The organism is Nonomuraea salmonea (assembly GCF_042428605.1).
Taxonomy (GTDB): Bacteria; Actinomycetota; Actinomycetes; order Streptosporangiales; family Streptosporangiaceae; genus Nonomuraea; species Nonomuraea salmonea.
In genome coordinates this window covers 13915-28722 of sequence record NZ_JBHMCF010000062.1, presented here as the reverse complement: position 1 = coordinate 28722, position 14808 = coordinate 13915, and the positions used below count along the sequence as shown (strand labels likewise).

Annotated in this window: 14 protein-coding genes; 10 read left to right on the top strand and 4 right to left on the bottom strand. The window is 69.5% G+C overall.

The window, feature by feature from the left end; translation table 11 throughout:
• The first annotated feature begins 237 nt into the window (after window positions 1–237).
• Window positions 238–921, top strand: a complete 684-nt coding sequence (locus tag ACFFR3_RS48960; RefSeq protein WP_364372657.1) for a hypothetical protein — start codon at window positions 238–240, stop codon at window positions 919–921.
• Here the strand turns inward: ACFFR3_RS48960 and ACFFR3_RS48955 are convergent.
• On the bottom strand, window positions 903–1634 hold the full coding sequence (locus ACFFR3_RS48955; protein WP_379485440.1) for an alpha/beta fold hydrolase: 732 nt from the start codon (window positions 1632–1634) through the stop codon (window positions 903–905). The genes ACFFR3_RS48960 and ACFFR3_RS48955 overlap by 19 nt on opposite strands.
• A gap of 42 nt (window positions 1635–1676) precedes the next feature.
• Between ACFFR3_RS48955 and ACFFR3_RS48950 the strand changes: the two genes are divergently transcribed.
• Both ACFFR3_RS48950 and ACFFR3_RS48945 read left to right on the top strand, forming a co-directional pair.
• Window positions 1677–2441 (top strand): helix-turn-helix domain-containing protein, encoded by a 765-nt coding sequence (locus ACFFR3_RS48950; protein ID WP_345406841.1) that lies wholly within the window; start codon window positions 1677–1679, stop codon window positions 2439–2441.
• 2 nt (window positions 2442–2443) lie between these two features.
• Complete coding sequence (locus ACFFR3_RS48945) at window positions 2444–2923, top strand: VOC family protein (protein WP_364372648.1); 480 nt, start codon at window positions 2444–2446, stop codon at window positions 2921–2923.
• Here the strand turns inward: ACFFR3_RS48945 and ACFFR3_RS48940 are convergent.
• Complete coding sequence (locus ACFFR3_RS48940) at window positions 2915–3964, bottom strand: glycoside hydrolase family 76 protein (RefSeq protein ID WP_345406835.1); 1050 nt, start codon at window positions 3962–3964, stop codon at window positions 2915–2917. The genes ACFFR3_RS48945 and ACFFR3_RS48940 overlap by 9 nt on opposite strands.
• A 14-nt stretch (window positions 3965–3978) precedes the next feature.
• Entirely contained in the window at window positions 3979–5100 is a 1122-nt protein-coding gene (locus tag ACFFR3_RS48935) for a GntR family transcriptional regulator (RefSeq protein WP_345406832.1), read from the bottom strand.
• A gap of 142 nt (window positions 5101–5242) precedes the next feature.
• On the opposite strand from ACFFR3_RS48935, the gene ACFFR3_RS48930 reads away from it, so the two are divergent.
• Genes ACFFR3_RS48930 through ACFFR3_RS48910 form a run of 5 tightly spaced genes read left to right on the top strand, consistent with a single transcriptional unit; the run spans window position 5243 to window position 11145 of the window.
• Window positions 5243–6517 (top strand): glycoside hydrolase family 125 protein, encoded by a 1275-nt coding sequence (locus ACFFR3_RS48930; protein WP_364372642.1) that lies wholly within the window; start codon window positions 5243–5245, stop codon window positions 6515–6517.
• Window positions 6514–7455, top strand: coding sequence for a carbohydrate ABC transporter permease (locus tag ACFFR3_RS48925; RefSeq protein ID WP_364372639.1), 942 nt, complete (start codon window positions 6514–6516; stop codon window positions 7453–7455). Before ACFFR3_RS48930 ends, ACFFR3_RS48925 begins: the two co-directional genes overlap by 4 nt.
• The gene (locus ACFFR3_RS48920; protein WP_345406826.1) at window positions 7452–8324 is read left to right on the top strand and encodes a carbohydrate ABC transporter permease; all 873 of its coding nucleotides are present in this window, start codon (window positions 7452–7454) and stop codon (window positions 8322–8324) included. The genes ACFFR3_RS48925 and ACFFR3_RS48920 overlap by 4 nt, the downstream gene beginning before the upstream one ends.
• 30 nt (window positions 8325–8354) lie before the next feature.
• Window positions 8355–9632: an ABC transporter substrate-binding protein gene (locus ACFFR3_RS48915; protein WP_379485439.1), complete on the top strand. Its 1278-nt coding sequence runs from the start codon at window positions 8355–8357 to the stop codon at window positions 9630–9632.
• A 10-nt stretch (window positions 9633–9642) separates the two neighbouring features.
• Window positions 9643–11145, top strand: coding sequence for a glycoside hydrolase family 76 protein (locus ACFFR3_RS48910; RefSeq protein WP_379485438.1), 1503 nt, complete (start codon window positions 9643–9645; stop codon window positions 11143–11145).
• Between the two features lie 40 nt (window positions 11146–11185).
• On the opposite strand, the gene ACFFR3_RS48905 is transcribed toward ACFFR3_RS48910, so the two are convergent.
• Window positions 11186–12595: an alpha/beta fold hydrolase gene (locus ACFFR3_RS48905; protein ID WP_345406811.1), complete on the bottom strand. Its 1410-nt coding sequence runs from the start codon at window positions 12593–12595 to the stop codon at window positions 11186–11188.
• Window positions 12596–12830: 235 nt separating this feature from the next.
• On the opposite strand from ACFFR3_RS48905, the gene ACFFR3_RS48900 reads away from it, so the two are divergent.
• Both ACFFR3_RS48900 and ACFFR3_RS48895 read left to right on the top strand, forming a co-directional pair.
• Window positions 12831–14060, top strand: a complete 1230-nt coding sequence (locus tag ACFFR3_RS48900) for a sensor histidine kinase (protein WP_379485437.1) — start codon at window positions 12831–12833, stop codon at window positions 14058–14060.
• 12 nt (window positions 14061–14072) lie between these two features.
• Window positions 14073–14717: a LuxR C-terminal-related transcriptional regulator gene (locus ACFFR3_RS48895; RefSeq protein ID WP_345406805.1), complete on the top strand. Its 645-nt coding sequence runs from the start codon at window positions 14073–14075 to the stop codon at window positions 14715–14717.
• Window positions 14718–14808: the final 91 nt, after the last annotated feature.

Sequence of the window (14808 nt, the reverse complement as noted above, 5' to 3'; positions counted from 1 at the left end):
AAGTAATAACCGCCCACTCACCACCAGAAACGATCTTTACACACCTGAAGTGACAACCTCTGCTGGACCCGGCGGATCGTGCCGGGAGGCAGCGACAGGACGGGCGGGAATCGAATGATGTCCGATATGCAACGGCGTGTGGAGCGATGGCGGCAGCGCGATGGGGAACGGCGGGAGGCCAATGCCGCGGCCAACCTGGGCAGGCAGCACCCGTTCCCTGGGCGGTGGGTAAGTGCGGTGTCGCTGATCGGCGGGCCTCTACTGATCATGGCGGGGACGCTGCTGCGTTCGCCGTTTCACTTCTTCGTCCCGCAGCAGCTCATCGCCTACAGTCAGCACCCTGCGCTCATCACCGCCGCCTACACCTGCTTCGCGGCCGGGTTCATCATGCTGTGGCCGGGGGTCGTGACGCTGGCGCAGCGGATCGCCGCCACCAGTCCGCTATGGGGCATGTGGGGCGGATGTCTGGTGCTCGTGGGTCTGTTCACCAGAATCTTCCAGTTCGGGACCGATCACCTGGCCTTTCATCTCACCGACAGTCTCGGTCTGCGGACGATGCTCGACGGTGTCGACGCCTACTACACGGCTTGGGGCGAGACGCGGTGGCATCCGTTCAGGGCCATCTCGGGGCCGGCGTTCTTCGGCTGGGTCGTGCTGGCCGTCGGCGCCTATCGGTCCGGCGCCCTGGGGCTGGGGCGGTCGGTGGCGCTCGGTCTGATGGCGATGCTCGCGCTCGGGCCGCTCAAAGGCACCCAGATCCCGCAGTCCTTCCTCGCCGTGGGCGGTCTCTGCGTCGCCTTCATCCCCCTGGGGTTCTCGCTGCTGCGGGCCGGGCCGCCGCCGACCAGGCGTGCTCTGGTCTGGATCGCAGTTCTCGCTGTCGTGTACGTCCTCATGACGGCTTACGGGCCGAAGGGGTGATGGTCGGCGAACAGGTCCGGGCGCTGGAGGGGGATGCCGTGGCCGCAGTCCGGTACGGTGATCAGCCGGCTGCCGGGGGCGGCGGAGTGGATGGCACGGGCGGAGGCGTGCATCAACCCGCGCTCGCGCTCCCCCACCATCACCAGCGCCGGATTCTTGAACTCGGACCATCCGGCGGGAAGGGTGAAGCGGATGTTCTCGCCGACGCTCGCGAGCAGGGTCGCCCGGCTCGTACGCGCGCTGTCACGGACGTAGTCGGCCAGCAGCTCGTCCGGGATGAACAACTGCTTGGCCTGCAGCTTCGCGAACCACTCCTGCCTGGCGAGCGGCGCGGTGGCGGCGAGGAGCCCCAGCGTCGCCCCGGGGAACCGCAGCGGCTTCGCCTGCGCGCTCACCACGAGGGCACTGGTGACGAGGTCGGGACGGGTCGCGGCGAGCAGGATCGTGAGCTGCGCGCCCAGGGAGAAGCCGGCGACCGTGGCGCCGTGCGGAGCGCGTTCCTCCAGGACTTTCACCAGGGCCTGAGCGGTGGACTCGTGTGACCGGTACGGCTCTGCCGCGCTGTTCCCATGGCCGGGAAGGTCGGGGACGATGATGCGGGCCTTCGCGCCGAGCCGCTCCGCCACGGGCCGCCACATCCATCCCGCGACCCCGCCGCCGTGCAGTAACAGAAGGGGCGGTGCCTGCGCGTTTCCGACCTCATCGACGTACATGTCCCCATCCTTTCACCGACGAGGAACCCGTACTGTGGAGCGATGACTCACGCCCTGGCCCCGTTCGTGGTGGCGTTGAGCCCGTACGAGCTGGGCCCGAGCGCGCACCGCGGGCTGCCCTCGTCCACGATCACCGTCACCATCCCGGAGTCGGACGCGGTCGAGATCGCCTGGCTAGAGCGGCCGCAACCACCGCAGCGGTTCAGCGCCGCCGTCGCCGGGCTGCACCTGGACGCCGCCGAGCTGCGGCAGCAGGGCGGCACGCGTGGCGTCTGGCTCACGCTCAGCCCGCTGGGAGCCGGAGCACTGCTGGGCGTACCGGCGTCGGAGCTGAGCGGGCAGATCGCGGACCTCGCGGACGTGTCCCCGGCGATGGCGCACCTGCCCGAGCAACTGGCCGCCTGCCGCTCGTGGCCGCAACGCCGCACCCTGGTAGAGAACGCCCTGCTCACCGGCTGGGCCCGGCACCAAAGGCACGCCGACGGGCGGGATCTAGCCGCGCTGAAGGCGCTGTCCAGCACCGCGAGGGTGGAAGAGGCAGCCGGCCTCCTGGGATGCTCCCGCCGCCACCTGAGCAGTACGGTCCGCGCCGCTCTGGGTGTGACGCCGAAGGAGTACCAACGGCTCCTGCGCTTCGAAACCGCACGCGGCGCGCTCGCAACGGCCGCCCGCACTGAAACGATCAGCCTGGCGACGATCGCCGCGCAGTCAGGCTTCGCCGACCAGGCACACTTCACGCGGGAGTGGCGCGCCATGGCCGGATGCACCCCGACGGAGTGGCTCCGCACCGAAGGCTTGGCCGCCTGACGATGCACCAGCCCTACCAGGTCCGTGGAAGGCGGGTTCGCCGAGGAGCGTTCCCAAATCTTCAAGACCCTGATCCGGACCGCGAGGACGATGGACGCATGATGCTCTCTCCACGTCTCATCGTCCCCGACCCCGTTCGTGCCTCCGCCTTCTACCAGGCGGCCCTGGGGGCGGAGCAGGTGTTCGCCGCTCCCCCGGCCGAGGACGGCCGGCCGAGCATGATCGAGCACCGCGTCAAGGGGGGATCGTTTCGGGTGTCGCCGGCCGTGCGGGCCTGGGGGTGGCGATCACCCGAAGACCTCGGCGGCTCGCCGGTTCTCATTGAGGTCGAGATCGAGGATGCGGACGCCGTGGGCGAGCGGATGATCGCTCACGGCGCCGAGGTGGTCGTTCCGATCGAGAATCGCCCCTACGGGAAACGGTCGGGCCGGATCCGGGACCCGTTCGGGCATCTGTGGATCATCACCGGTCACCTACGCTGAGCCGGCCGTGGCGGTGGCCAGGGCGGCGCACACCTCGGTCGCCATCACTGCGCTGAGCTGCGCCGACAGGGAGACCTTGGGCCCGGGTGGCCGGTTCCAGTCCTGACTGGCCAGCAGGAGCCCGTCGCGGACGCACGAGCCCCACAACCGTTCGGTGCTGTCCAGCAGGAAGTCGCGGACGTCGGGTACGTCGTGCACCGAGACCAGCAGGTGGGCGTACCGGTAATAGATGCCCTTGAACAGGCCCTCGTCGCCGCCGTCCCCCTCGTCGGCGAAGACGCCGTCGGAGGCCAGCTCGGTGATCGCGGTCTCGGCCGTGCGGGCGGCGCGGGCGAGGTGGTCGTCCTTGTCGAGGGCCTGGGCGAGCTCGACGCACGCGCCGACGTACAGACCCTGGTTGTACGTGAAGCGCCAGTGCACGTCGATGGCGTGGTCCTCCTGCCGGTTGACGCCGTCCTCGACGAACCCGTCGGGCCGCACCAGCGCGCCCTCCAGCCAGTCCATCGTCCTGACCGCCCACTCGAGGTAGCGGGCCTCGCCGGTGGCGCGGTGCAGCCGGGCCGACAGGATGACGAACGGCGCGTTGGCGGGTGTGTTCTTGTAGTACGGCTGCTGGACGCGCCAGGCGATGCCGCCGCCCTCGTGGTCGTTCCAGCCGTGGTCGAGCACGTGCTGCCAGATCATGACGGCGTCCCCGCGCAGGTCGGCGGAGCCGGTGGCCTCGGCGAGGCGGAGGGTGGCGAGCGCGAGCCAGAGCATGTCGTCGAAGTAGTCGTTGAACAGCGCGCCGCCGTTGCGGCGGCGGAGGCCGGCCAGGATGGCGGTGGCCTGGTCGAGCCGGGCCGGGTCCGACGAGCGACGGTAGGCGTCGATCCGGACGTCCATGGCGTGCGCGAGCCACCAGTAGTTGAAGACGTCGTCGTCGCCCGGCTCCAGCGGGTGCCAGTTGTGGAAGAGCTGGTCGCCGGGAGCGGCGAAGTAGTGGTCGAGGCTGCGCTGAGCCAGCTCGGCGCGGTCGTTCCAGAGGGCAGGGGGCGTCACAGGTCCTCCGTGGTTCAGCTGGGCTCGACGATCGAGAAGGGGACGATGGAGCGCGGCGGCACCGGCTCGCCGCGCATCTGGGCGAGCAGCAGGTCCACCGCCTGCCGGCCCATCTCCCGCTGGTCCTGGCGTACGTGCAGGAATTCCGGCCCGGCGATCGGGTCGAGCGGCGAGTCGAAGCAGGCGATCAGGGGGCGCGGCGAGGCGCCGGCGATGGCCCGGCTCATGACGCGGGCCAGGTTGTACTCGCACACGACGAACGCGGTCACCTCGGGCTCGCCGGCCTGGAAGGCGCGGATGCGTTCGACGTCGGCGACCACGTTCTCCTGGGTGAACGCGCCGGGCAGCGTGCTGGACAGGCCGGTCAGCTGGCGCGCGTTGTCGAGGGACAGGCCGCGCCCGGCGAAGGCGGCGCGGAAGCCTTCGAGCCGTTCCTCGATGCTGGAGGTGTTCTCCGGCGGCGGCGAGACGAACGCGACCTGCCGGTGCCCCTGGTCGAGCACGCGCTCGGTCAGCGCCCGCGCGGCGGCCACGTTGTCGGTGTGCACGGCGCACACCTGGATGCCGGCGAGATAGCGGTCGACGAGGACGAGCGGGTAGCCGTCGAGGATGGTACGCAGCAGCCCGGCGTTGTAGTACTCCCCGTGCACGGGGAAGACGATCAGCCCTTCGGCGAGCCCGGCGTCGACCATCGACTCGATGGCCTTCTCCTCCTCTTCCTGGCTGCCGCGGGTGCGCTTGATGACCAGCGTGATGCCGCGCTCGGCGCAGCGCTCCTCCACCGCGCAGAGCAACTCGAGCCCGTACGCCTCGGACGCGTCCGGATAGATCATGGCGATCGTCCCCGGCACCCGCTCGCCTTCCTGGACCGCCGCGCCGGCCGGGGAGAGCACCAGGGCGTCGAGGTCGGGCGGCTGCTGGGCCACGAACGAGCCCTTGCCGCGGATCCGGTGCACGACACCGGCCTGGCGCAGCACCTCCAGCGCCTTCTTCGAGGTGATCCGGCTGACCTCGAACCGCTCAGCCAGCTCCATCTCCGAGGGGACGCGGTCGCCGGGAGCCAGGGCTCCCCGCCGGAGCTCGTCCAGGAGGTAATCGATGATCCGCTCGTACAGGAGCGGGCCTCTCGCAGCCACTCTTCCCCTTCACCACTTGGTATGTCACCGTATCTAGGTATATATCATCTCATAGTTGATACATCAAACATATTGACTTATGACAACTTGATTCCTACGTTTCCCTCAGATGACATCTCACGCACCTCACGAAGGGAAACGCGTGAACGCCGTCCCCACTGTGCTGCTCGACGTCGCCGACCAGGTACGCACGCTGCTGGCGCCCCGGTTCCCCGATGCCGCCGCCATGTTCCGGCAGTGCTTCCTCAACACGCTGGAGACCACGGTCAAACGGCTCCCTGACGGGACCACGTTCGTGCTGACCGGCGACATCCCGGCCATGTGGCTGCGCGACTCGGCCGCCCAGATCGAGCCGTACGTCCGGCACGCCGCCGCGGACGACGACCTGCGGGCCATGGTCCGCGGGGTGATCCGCAGGCACGCACGCTACGTCGCGCTCGACCCGTACGCCAACGCCTTCAACGAGACCCCCGACGGCCAGGGCCACCAGGACGACCACACCGAGCTGACCCCCTGGGTCTGGGAGCGCAAGTGGGAGCTCGACTCCCTGTGCCACCCGCTCAGGCTGCTGCACCTCTACTGGACGGCCACCGGCGACACCGAGGTCTTCGACGAGGACGTGCACCGCATGCTCGCCGTCGCGGTCGCCACCATGCGCGCCGAGCAGCACCCCGACAGTTCCCCCTACAGCTTCGAACGCCCGCACCCCGAGCAGCCCACGGACACGCTCGTCAACGAAGGACGCGGCCCCGCGTGCGGCTACACGGGCATGGTCCGCTCGGCGTTCCGGCCCAGCGACGACGCCTGCACCCACGGCTTCCTCGTCCCGGCCAACATGTTCGCGGTCGCCGTGCTCGGCCACGTCGCGGCCTTCGCCCGCGACTTCTACGCCGACCAGGCACTCGCCGACGACGCCGCCGCGCTGCGCGCCCAGATCGAGGACGGCATCCGCCGGTACGCGATCGTCGACCATCCGCGCCACGGCCCGATCTACGCGTACGAGACCGACGGCCTCGGCAACCACCTGCTGATGGACGACGCGAACGTCCCGAGCCTGCTGTCCATCCCCTACCTGGGCTACCGCCCGGCCACGGACCCGACGTACCGCAACACCAGGGCCTTCGTGCTCAGCGCGGGCAACCCGTACTACAGCGAGGGCCGGCACGCCCGCGGCGTCGGCAGCCCGCACACCAAGCCAGGCCAGGTCTGGCCGATGTCGCTGGCCATGCAGGGCCTGACCAGCACCGACGCGGCCGAGCAGGCGGAGCTGCTGACCATGCTCGCCGCCACCACGGCCGGCACCGGCTACATCCACGAGAGCTTCGACCCCGACGACCCCGGCGTGTTCACCCGCCCCTGGTTCGGCTGGGCCAACAGCCTGTACGCGCAGTTCGCCATGGAGGTGGCGTTGCCATGACCCAGACGCTCGCCGGCCCGCCCGCGGTCGGCGGCCGGGCCTCCCCCGGCCACGCCAAGCCCGGGCGCTCGCTGCTGTCGCGGCACCAGGCGCGGGCCGGGATCCTGTTCGCGACGCCGCCGATGGTGCTGTTCGTCATCTTCACCGTGCTGCCCGTGGCCGGCGCGCTCGGCCTGAGCTTCACCAGCTACGACGTGTTCACGCCGCCGTCGTGGGCCGGCCTGGAGAACTACGCCAGGCTGATGGAGGACACCACGTTCTTCGTCACGCTCAAGAACATCCTGTTCTACTGCGTGATGTTCGTGCCGCTGATGATCGCCGCCTCGCTGCTGCTCGCGGTGGCGCTCAACAGCAGGCTGCCGGCGATGGGCGTCTTCCGCACCATCTACTACATCCCCGTCGTGACCTCGCCGGTGGCCGCCGCGACCGTGTGGACGTGGATGCTCAACAGCCACTACGGCCCGATCAACGAGATCCTCGGTTTCTTCGGCATCCAGGGCCCGGCGTGGGTGGGCGACAGCAGCACGGCCATGGTCTCGATCGTGCTGGTCACGCTCTGGCAGGGCGTCGGCTCCAACATGCTGATCTACCTCGCCGGGCTGCAGAACATCCCGGCCCACCTGTACGAGGCCGCCGCGCTCGACGGCGCCGGCCGGTGGGCGACGTTCGCCCACGTCACCTGGCCGCAGCTGCGGCTGACCACGCTGTTCGTCACGACGCTGTCGCTGATCGGCGCCTTCCAGCTGTTCGACCAGGCGTACGTGATGACCAAGGGCGGCCCCGGCAACTCGACGCTCACGCCCGTCTACCAGATCTACGAGACCGCCTTCAACCGGCTGCAGATGGGCTACGCCTCGGCGCAGGCGTTCACGCTGTTCCTCATCATCGTGGCGGTCACCGTGATCAACATGCGGATCAACCGGAGTGACGAGACATGACCATCACCAGGCGGATCAGGATCGCCCTGTTCTACGGGGTGCTCACCGTGGTCGGGGCGTTCATGCTGCTGCCGTTCCTGTGGTCGCTGAGCACGTCGCTCAAGCCGGACGACGAGATCATCGCGCTGCCGATCAAGTGGCTGCCCAGCTCGATCACCTTCGAGCACTACTGGACGGCGTTCACCGCGGTGCCGTTCGCCCGGCACTTCGCCAACTCGATGCTGCTGGCCGTGGCGGGAGTGGTCACCAACCTGCTGCTCGGGGCGATGGCCGGGTACGCCTTCGCGCGGCTGCCGTTCCGTGGCAGCAAGGTGCTGTTCCGGCTGCTGCTGGGGTCGATGATGGTGCCGGCCGTGGTGACGCTGGTGCCGTCGTTCGTCATCGTCCGCAGCATGCCGCTCGCGGGCGGCAACGACCTCGCCGGGCAGGGCGGCATCGGGCTGCTCAACACGTACTGGGCGGTGATCCTGCCGGGCGCGGTCGGCGCGTTCGCGGTGTTCATGATGCGGCAGTTCTTCCTGTCCCTGCCCAAGGACCTCGGCGAGGCGGCCCGCGTGGACGGCTGCCCCGAGTTCCGCATCTTCTGGAAGATCTACCTGCCGCTGTGCCGGCCCGCGCTGGCCACGCTCGCGGTGTTCACGTTCGTCGCGGGCTGGAACGGCTTCCTCTGGCCGCTGATCGTGCTCAACGACCCCGACATGAACACCATCCAGATGAGCCTGGCCGCCTTCTCCTTCAACCGGCAGACCGACTACGGGCCGCTCATGGCCGGATCCATCGTCGCGATGGCGCCCACGCTCCTGCTGTTCGCCTTCGCGCAGCGCCACCTCACCCGGGGTCTGGCCTTCACCGGCTCCGGCCTGCAATGACATGACTCTCACGAAAGGAATGAGCCGCCGATGCACGCGACCCTGACCAGGCGGCTGGCGGCCGCCGCCCTCGCCGTCGCGACGGTGATCACCACCGGCTGCGCCTCCTCCGGCACCACCTCCTCCTCAGCGGACGGCGTCATCAAGCTGAAGTTCTGGGGCGACTGGTCGGGGGAAGGCGAGCAGCAGTTCAGGACGATGACCGCGGCCTTCAACAAGACCCACCCCAAGATCCAGGTCGAGTACGTCGTCCAGGAGGACATCCTCACCAAGTTCCTCACCGCCTCCACCTCGGGCCAGGCCCCCGACGTGATGTTCTGGGACCGCTGGCGCACCGCGAGCTACGCACCCAAGAACGTGCTGCTCCCGCTCGACGACCTGCTCAAGAAGGACGGCATCCCCAAGGAGCGCTTCTACGGCGAGGCCGTACGCGAGCTCACCCACGACGGCAAGCTGTACGGCCTGCCGCTCACGGTCGACGCCCGCGCGCTGTTCTACAACAAGGCCCATCTCAAGGAGGCCGGCATCCAGCCGCCGCGCACCTGGGACGAGCTGGAGAAGGCCGCGGTCAAGCTGACCAGGCGCGAGGACGGCAAGCTCGTACGGGCCGGGCTGTCCATGGACGACACCGGCCTGTTCAGCATGTACCTGCGCCAGGCCGGCGGCCAGATGGTCACCGACGACTGCTCCAGCACCGCCTTCAACGGCCCCCAGGGCCTGCGGACGCTCGACCTGTGGAGCCGGATGATCAAGGCGGGCGTCTACCAGAGCGGCTTCGAGAAGGGGCTCGGCGAGGGCACCGACGCCTTCGCCACCGGCAAGGTCTCCATGATCCTGACCGGGCCGTGGAACATCACCACGTACAAGAAGTACGGCAAGGACCTCGACTTCGGCATCGTGCCGCCGCCCAGCGGCCCGCAGGGCGACCAGGCCAGCCTCATGGGCGGCTTCGGCCTGGTGATCCCGCGCGCCGGCAAGCAGCAGGACGCGGCATGGGAGTTCGTCAAGTGGTGGACGGCCGAGAAGGACAACGCCATGTTGTGGGCCAAGACCAGCCTGAACATCCCCGGCAACGTCGAGGCCGCGCAGGATCCGTTCTTCTCCGGCGACCCGTTCTGGAAGCCCGTCATCGACACGCTGCAGTACGCCAAGATCCGTCCCGCCTGCGCCGGCTACCCGCCGATGGAGGAGGAGGCGGTCATCCCGAACCTCCAGCTCTTCATGGAGGGCAAGGTCAGCGCACAACAGGCCCTCGCCCAGGCACAGCAGCAGGGCGACCGGGTCCTGAAGGACAACAACCTCAACTAAGGAAGCGCCGGTGAGATCACGACTCGCGGCTGCCTGTGTCCTGTTGTCGGCAGCTCTCGTCCAACCCGTCCTGCCCGCTCAAGCCGCCGTCCGGCACGTCCCCGCGGACGCCGACGCCGCCATGCGGGCCTTCGTCACGACCTTCTGGGACCCGGCGAAGAAATACTTCTACACCAACAGCGACCGCCGCATCCACGAGCACGCGCACGGCCCGGAGGGCGGCCTCTACACCGACTTCTGGTGGGAGGCGCAGCTGTGGGAGCTGGTGATGGACGCCTACGAGCGGACCCGCAGCGCCGAGTACCGCCGCATGATCGACGACGTCTACGCCGGTTTCGTCGCCGCCTATCCGGAGTTCGAGAACGACTTCAACGACGATCTCGGCTGGTGGGCGCTGGCGAGCGCGCGGGCGTACGAGATCACCCGCGACGCCAGGTACCTCAACCGGTCGCGGGAGCTGTTCGACCGCATCTGGGCCTTCCACGACTCGACGTACGGCGGCGGCATCTGGTGGCGCAGGAGCGTGCGCGACCAGAAGAACGTCGCCACCAACGCCCCCGCCGCGCTCACCGCCACCAAGCTCTACGCCGCCACCGGCGACGCGAGCTACCTGGAGCGGGCGCGCGGCCTGTTCGCCTGGATCAAGGCCAACCTCCAGGACAACGGCCACGTGTACGACCACCTGGAGGGCTCCGGCACCCTCGTCAAATGGGACTTCAGCTACAACTTCGGCACCTACATCAGCGCCGCCGCCGCGCTGCACAAGGCGACCGGCGCCGCGTCCTACCTGGCCGACGCCCGCGCGGCGGCCGACTGGGTCACCACTTACCTCACCAACGGCGGCACGGTGATGCAGGAGGGCGTCAACGACGGCGGCGGGTTCAAGGCGCGGCTGATCCGCGGGCTCAACACGCTCGTCAAGGAGCACGGCCAGCGCCGGTACCTGCCGTTCCTGCAGCGCAACGCCACCCAGGCGTGGCAGCACCGCCGCAGGTCGGACAACCTGGTGGGGCCTGACTGGTCGGCGCCGGCGCCGAGCACGTACCTGCAGAGCCTGACCGCGGCCGCCGCCGTCAGCACGCTGCAGATCGTCCAGCCGGACGGCAACGCCGGGCTCCAGCCGGAGAACGGCGTCTACGAGGCCGAGAACGCGGTGCCGGCCGGCATCGGCGGCGAGAGCAGCCAGCCCGGCTACAGCGGCCGCGGCTACCTGGCCGGCTGGAACAGCTCAGGACAGACGCTCACCTTCCACGTGAACGTCGCCTCCGCCGGGGCGCACAAGCTGACCTTCCGGTACGCCGCGGGGGCGGGCGACGCCACCCGCCGCGTCCTCGTGAACGGCGCTCAGGTCGCCGCCGGCCAGCCGTTCCCGTCCACCGGCGGCTGGGGTACGTGGAGCACGGCCGTGCTGGACGGCGTCACCCTCGCGCGGGGATACAACATGATCCGGCTCGAGATGGGCTCGAACTTCCTCAACCTCGACCGGCTCGACCTCTCCGGGCCGACCTCGTGAAAGACGGTCACGCGCCCGGCGTCGCGCTCGGGGCGACGATTCATTCGGGTGGGCAGGTGGTGCCCGGCTTGGCCGGCCTCAGGTCGGTCAGGTACGCGGTGGCGTGCTGGATGGGGCACTTCTTGCCCGACAGGTACATGACATGGCCGGGCCCGTCGTAGCCGACGGTCACTGATCCCGGGATCATCCTGGTGAAGCTCTCGGTCAGTACGTAGTCGCCCCACGTGCTGCCGACTCCCAGGAACGGCGGCAGACCGCGAGTCGGCAGCGGGCGGGACGGGTTGGCGACCGGTAGCGGCCAACCGGTGCATCCGAGCGCGTCGAATGCGGCTCCCCCGAAGTTCGGCGAGATCTTCCGCGCCTGACGGCGGAACTTCTGCAGCTGCGCGTAGCTGCGGTAGCCACGGTCATCCGCGCAGGTCATCGCCAGCGCTCCGGGCGCGGCCCAGATCCGCGCGTTGCCGAGAGCGAAATCGGCGAAACCGGACCCGTCCCCGTTTCGAGCCTTGTCGACCGCCGCGGCGAAGGCGAGCCACCGCGAGCTGTCCGGTCCGGGGTCGCCGATGAAGCCGAAACTCCGCAGATGCCATCCGGTCAGCTTCCCCTTGCCGAACTCGGACGACGTGACCGGGATCGGCCTGCGATCGGCGTCTCGAATGAGCTTGTGCCAGACGGCCCCGGCGTCCTGTCCGTGCAACGCGCAGGCGGGAGTGTCCGCACACCATGTGGTGAATCGGGTGAAGACACGTTCCAGGACGGGCAGGGTCCGTAGCGTCTGGTCGGGCCAGCCGTCGACCTGGTTGATCGTGCCGTCGAGATACATGGCGCGGATGCGCTGCGGGAACAGCCGGGCATAGGCGCCGGCGGCCACTCCTCCGTAGGAGCTGGCCATGAAGCTCAGCTTCTTCTCGTCCAGGGCCTCGCGAACCGCTTCCATGTCCCTGGCCACCGACAGAGAGTCCATGTGGGCGAACAGGCCGGTCTTGTCCGCGCTCTGGCAGGCTTCGAAGGCTTTGGTCATCGCTGCGGCCAAGGCCTCGTACTGCTTGCGGCTCTGGGGCTCGAACAGTGACGTTCCAGGCTGCATGCAGGACGAGGGCATCTGATCACGCCACACGGTGGTGCGCGGCTTGTAGGCGACGAGGTCGAACCTGCGCCGCAGTTCGGTGAGGTCGGCCGCGGCGCGCTTCAGGTCCTCGATCCCGCTGACCCCGGGACCGCCGGGGATGCCCAGCACGCTGCCGATCCGGTGCGCGGGCTCTGTGGCGGGCAGCCGGGCCAGGTCCAGTTCGACCTTCGGCCCGTCCGGCTTGGCCCAGTTCACGGGTACCTCGATCGCAGCGCACTGCATGCCCGCCGGTATGCCCTGGCCGGCGCAGTCCCGCCAGGTCGGCCGCGCGTCCTGAGCGGCGGAGGCCGCCGGGGTGATTCCCGCGAGCGCCGCCACCATCACACCGATGACCAGCCCTCTGGTCCTGCCGCGTCTGCGCCGCTGTTTGGTCGTCATCATGGTGATGACTCTGATGACACCGGCCCGATGCCCACCACCGGGACGTCCTCCGTGTTGGTTTCGGGATGTCCCCCACGGGCTGTCCGGGTGTTCTCGCGCGAGTGTGTCCGTCAGGCTGGACGGCGTGCGGCGTCTGGCGAGGAGGAGCGTGGACAGGCAAGCAGGGAGGTGGCGTGTGCTGATCGCTGCTCCGGTGCGGGAGCGGTCGCAGCGTGAGCTCGCCTATGTGCTGATGGTGCCGTTCATGGTGGGAGCCGGCCTGGTCCATCTCGTTCTCGTGCTGCTGAGCGTCATCCTGACGGTGAATGTCGTCGGAGTGCCGATGCTGGCCCTGAGCGTGATGGCGGCCAGAGGGCTCGGCACGGCCAATCGACGGCTGGCACAAGCGTGGGCCGGGGTGCGGGTGCCCGATCCAGGCCCGTTCCGTGCCGGCCCGGGCCTGCTGAACCGGCTCGGCGCGGCGCTCGGTGACGTGACGGGATGGCGCGCCGTCATCCATGGCCTGCTCCGGCTGCCGGCGGCCGGGCTCGCCTGCGCGGCCGCCGCCGGGTTGTGGGGAGGCGGACTGCTCCTGCTCGGCTGTCCCCTGTGGGGGCAGTTCTCCGCCTTGGCGCACCTGTCGCCCCCCGGGTGGCCGGTTGCGGCGCCGGCGAGCGCCGCCGGACTGGCGCTGCTGCTCCTCGCCCCAAAGGGCGTCCACCTCGCCCTGGCCCCCGAGCGCATGCTCGCCCGTACGCTGCTCGGGCCCGCGCCGGGCGAGACCCGGATCCGCCGGCTGGAGCAGGCACGGGCGCTGGCCGCAGAGGACGCGATGGCCAGGCTCCGCCGGATCGAGCGAGACCTGCACGACGGGACGGCGGCACGGCTGGTGACGCTGGCCATGAGCCTGGGCATGGCTCAGGACGAGCTCGAGCAGGCCGATGAGTCCGAACGGCTCCAGCGTGCCCGCGTCCTTGTCGACAGCGCGCACCGCAGCGCCAAGGAGACCGTGGCCGAGCTGCGTGACCTGATCCGCGGCATCCACCCGCCGGCACTCGACCAAGGGCTGGAGGTCGCCCTGGCCACGCTCACCGCACGCAGCCCGATCCCCGCCCGGTTCGAAGCCGACCTGGCCGAGCGACCGGCTCCGGTCATCGAGGCCATCGCCTACTTCTGCACGACGGAACTGCTCGCCAACGTGGTCAAACACAGCGGCGCCAGCCACGCCGCCGTCGAGGTACGGGCGCACGATGGACTGCTGACCCTGCGGGTACGCGACGACGGCACCGGCGGCGCGGCGATCGGCACCGGATCCGGACTGGGCGGACTGGCCGCCCGGGTCCAGACGTTGGACGGCATGATCGACATCCACAGCCCGGCCGGAGGACCTACGGTGATCACCGTCGAACTCCCCCTGCACATCTGAACGGAGCAGCGCATGCGCATCGTGATCGCCGAGGACGCCGTGATGCTCCGGGAGGGCCTGTGCATGCTGCTCACCTCCCGCGACCACGAGGTGGTGGCCGCCGTGGGCGATGGCGACGCGCTGCTGGCCGCCGTGGCGGAACACGGTCCCGACATCGCCGTGGTCGACGTACGCATGCCGCCTTCCCACACCGACGAGGGCCTGCGGGCCGCGATCCAGATTCGCCGCGCTCACCCAGAGGTGGGCGTGCTGGTGTTCTCCCAGTACATCGAGACGCGTTACGCGACGCAGTTGCTCGCCGGCGGCGCCCATGGCGTGGGATACCTGCTGAAGGAGCGCGTGGCCGACGTCAAGGACTTCCTGGCCGCGCTCGACCAGATCGCGGCCGGACAGACCGTCCTCGATCCCGAGGTCGTCACCCAGATCATGGGCGCCAGCCGCCGCGCGGCGACCCTGGACGCGCTCACCCCGAGGGAACGCGAGGTGCTGGCCATGATGGCGGAGGGACGTTCCAACAACTCCATCGCCGCCGCGCTGTTCCTGTCGTACGGCTCGGTGGAGAAGCACGTGACGCAGATCTTCACCAAACTCGGCCTGTCCCCGTCGGACAACGACCACCGCCGGGTACTCGCCGTCCTGCGTTACCTGCAGGCCTGACCATCCCACCCGCGGCTTGGCGGGCATACTCCGCGCATACCGGCGATCTTTAGCCTTTCAGGCGTTGTTCCGCGCAGCGGAGCACCGCACT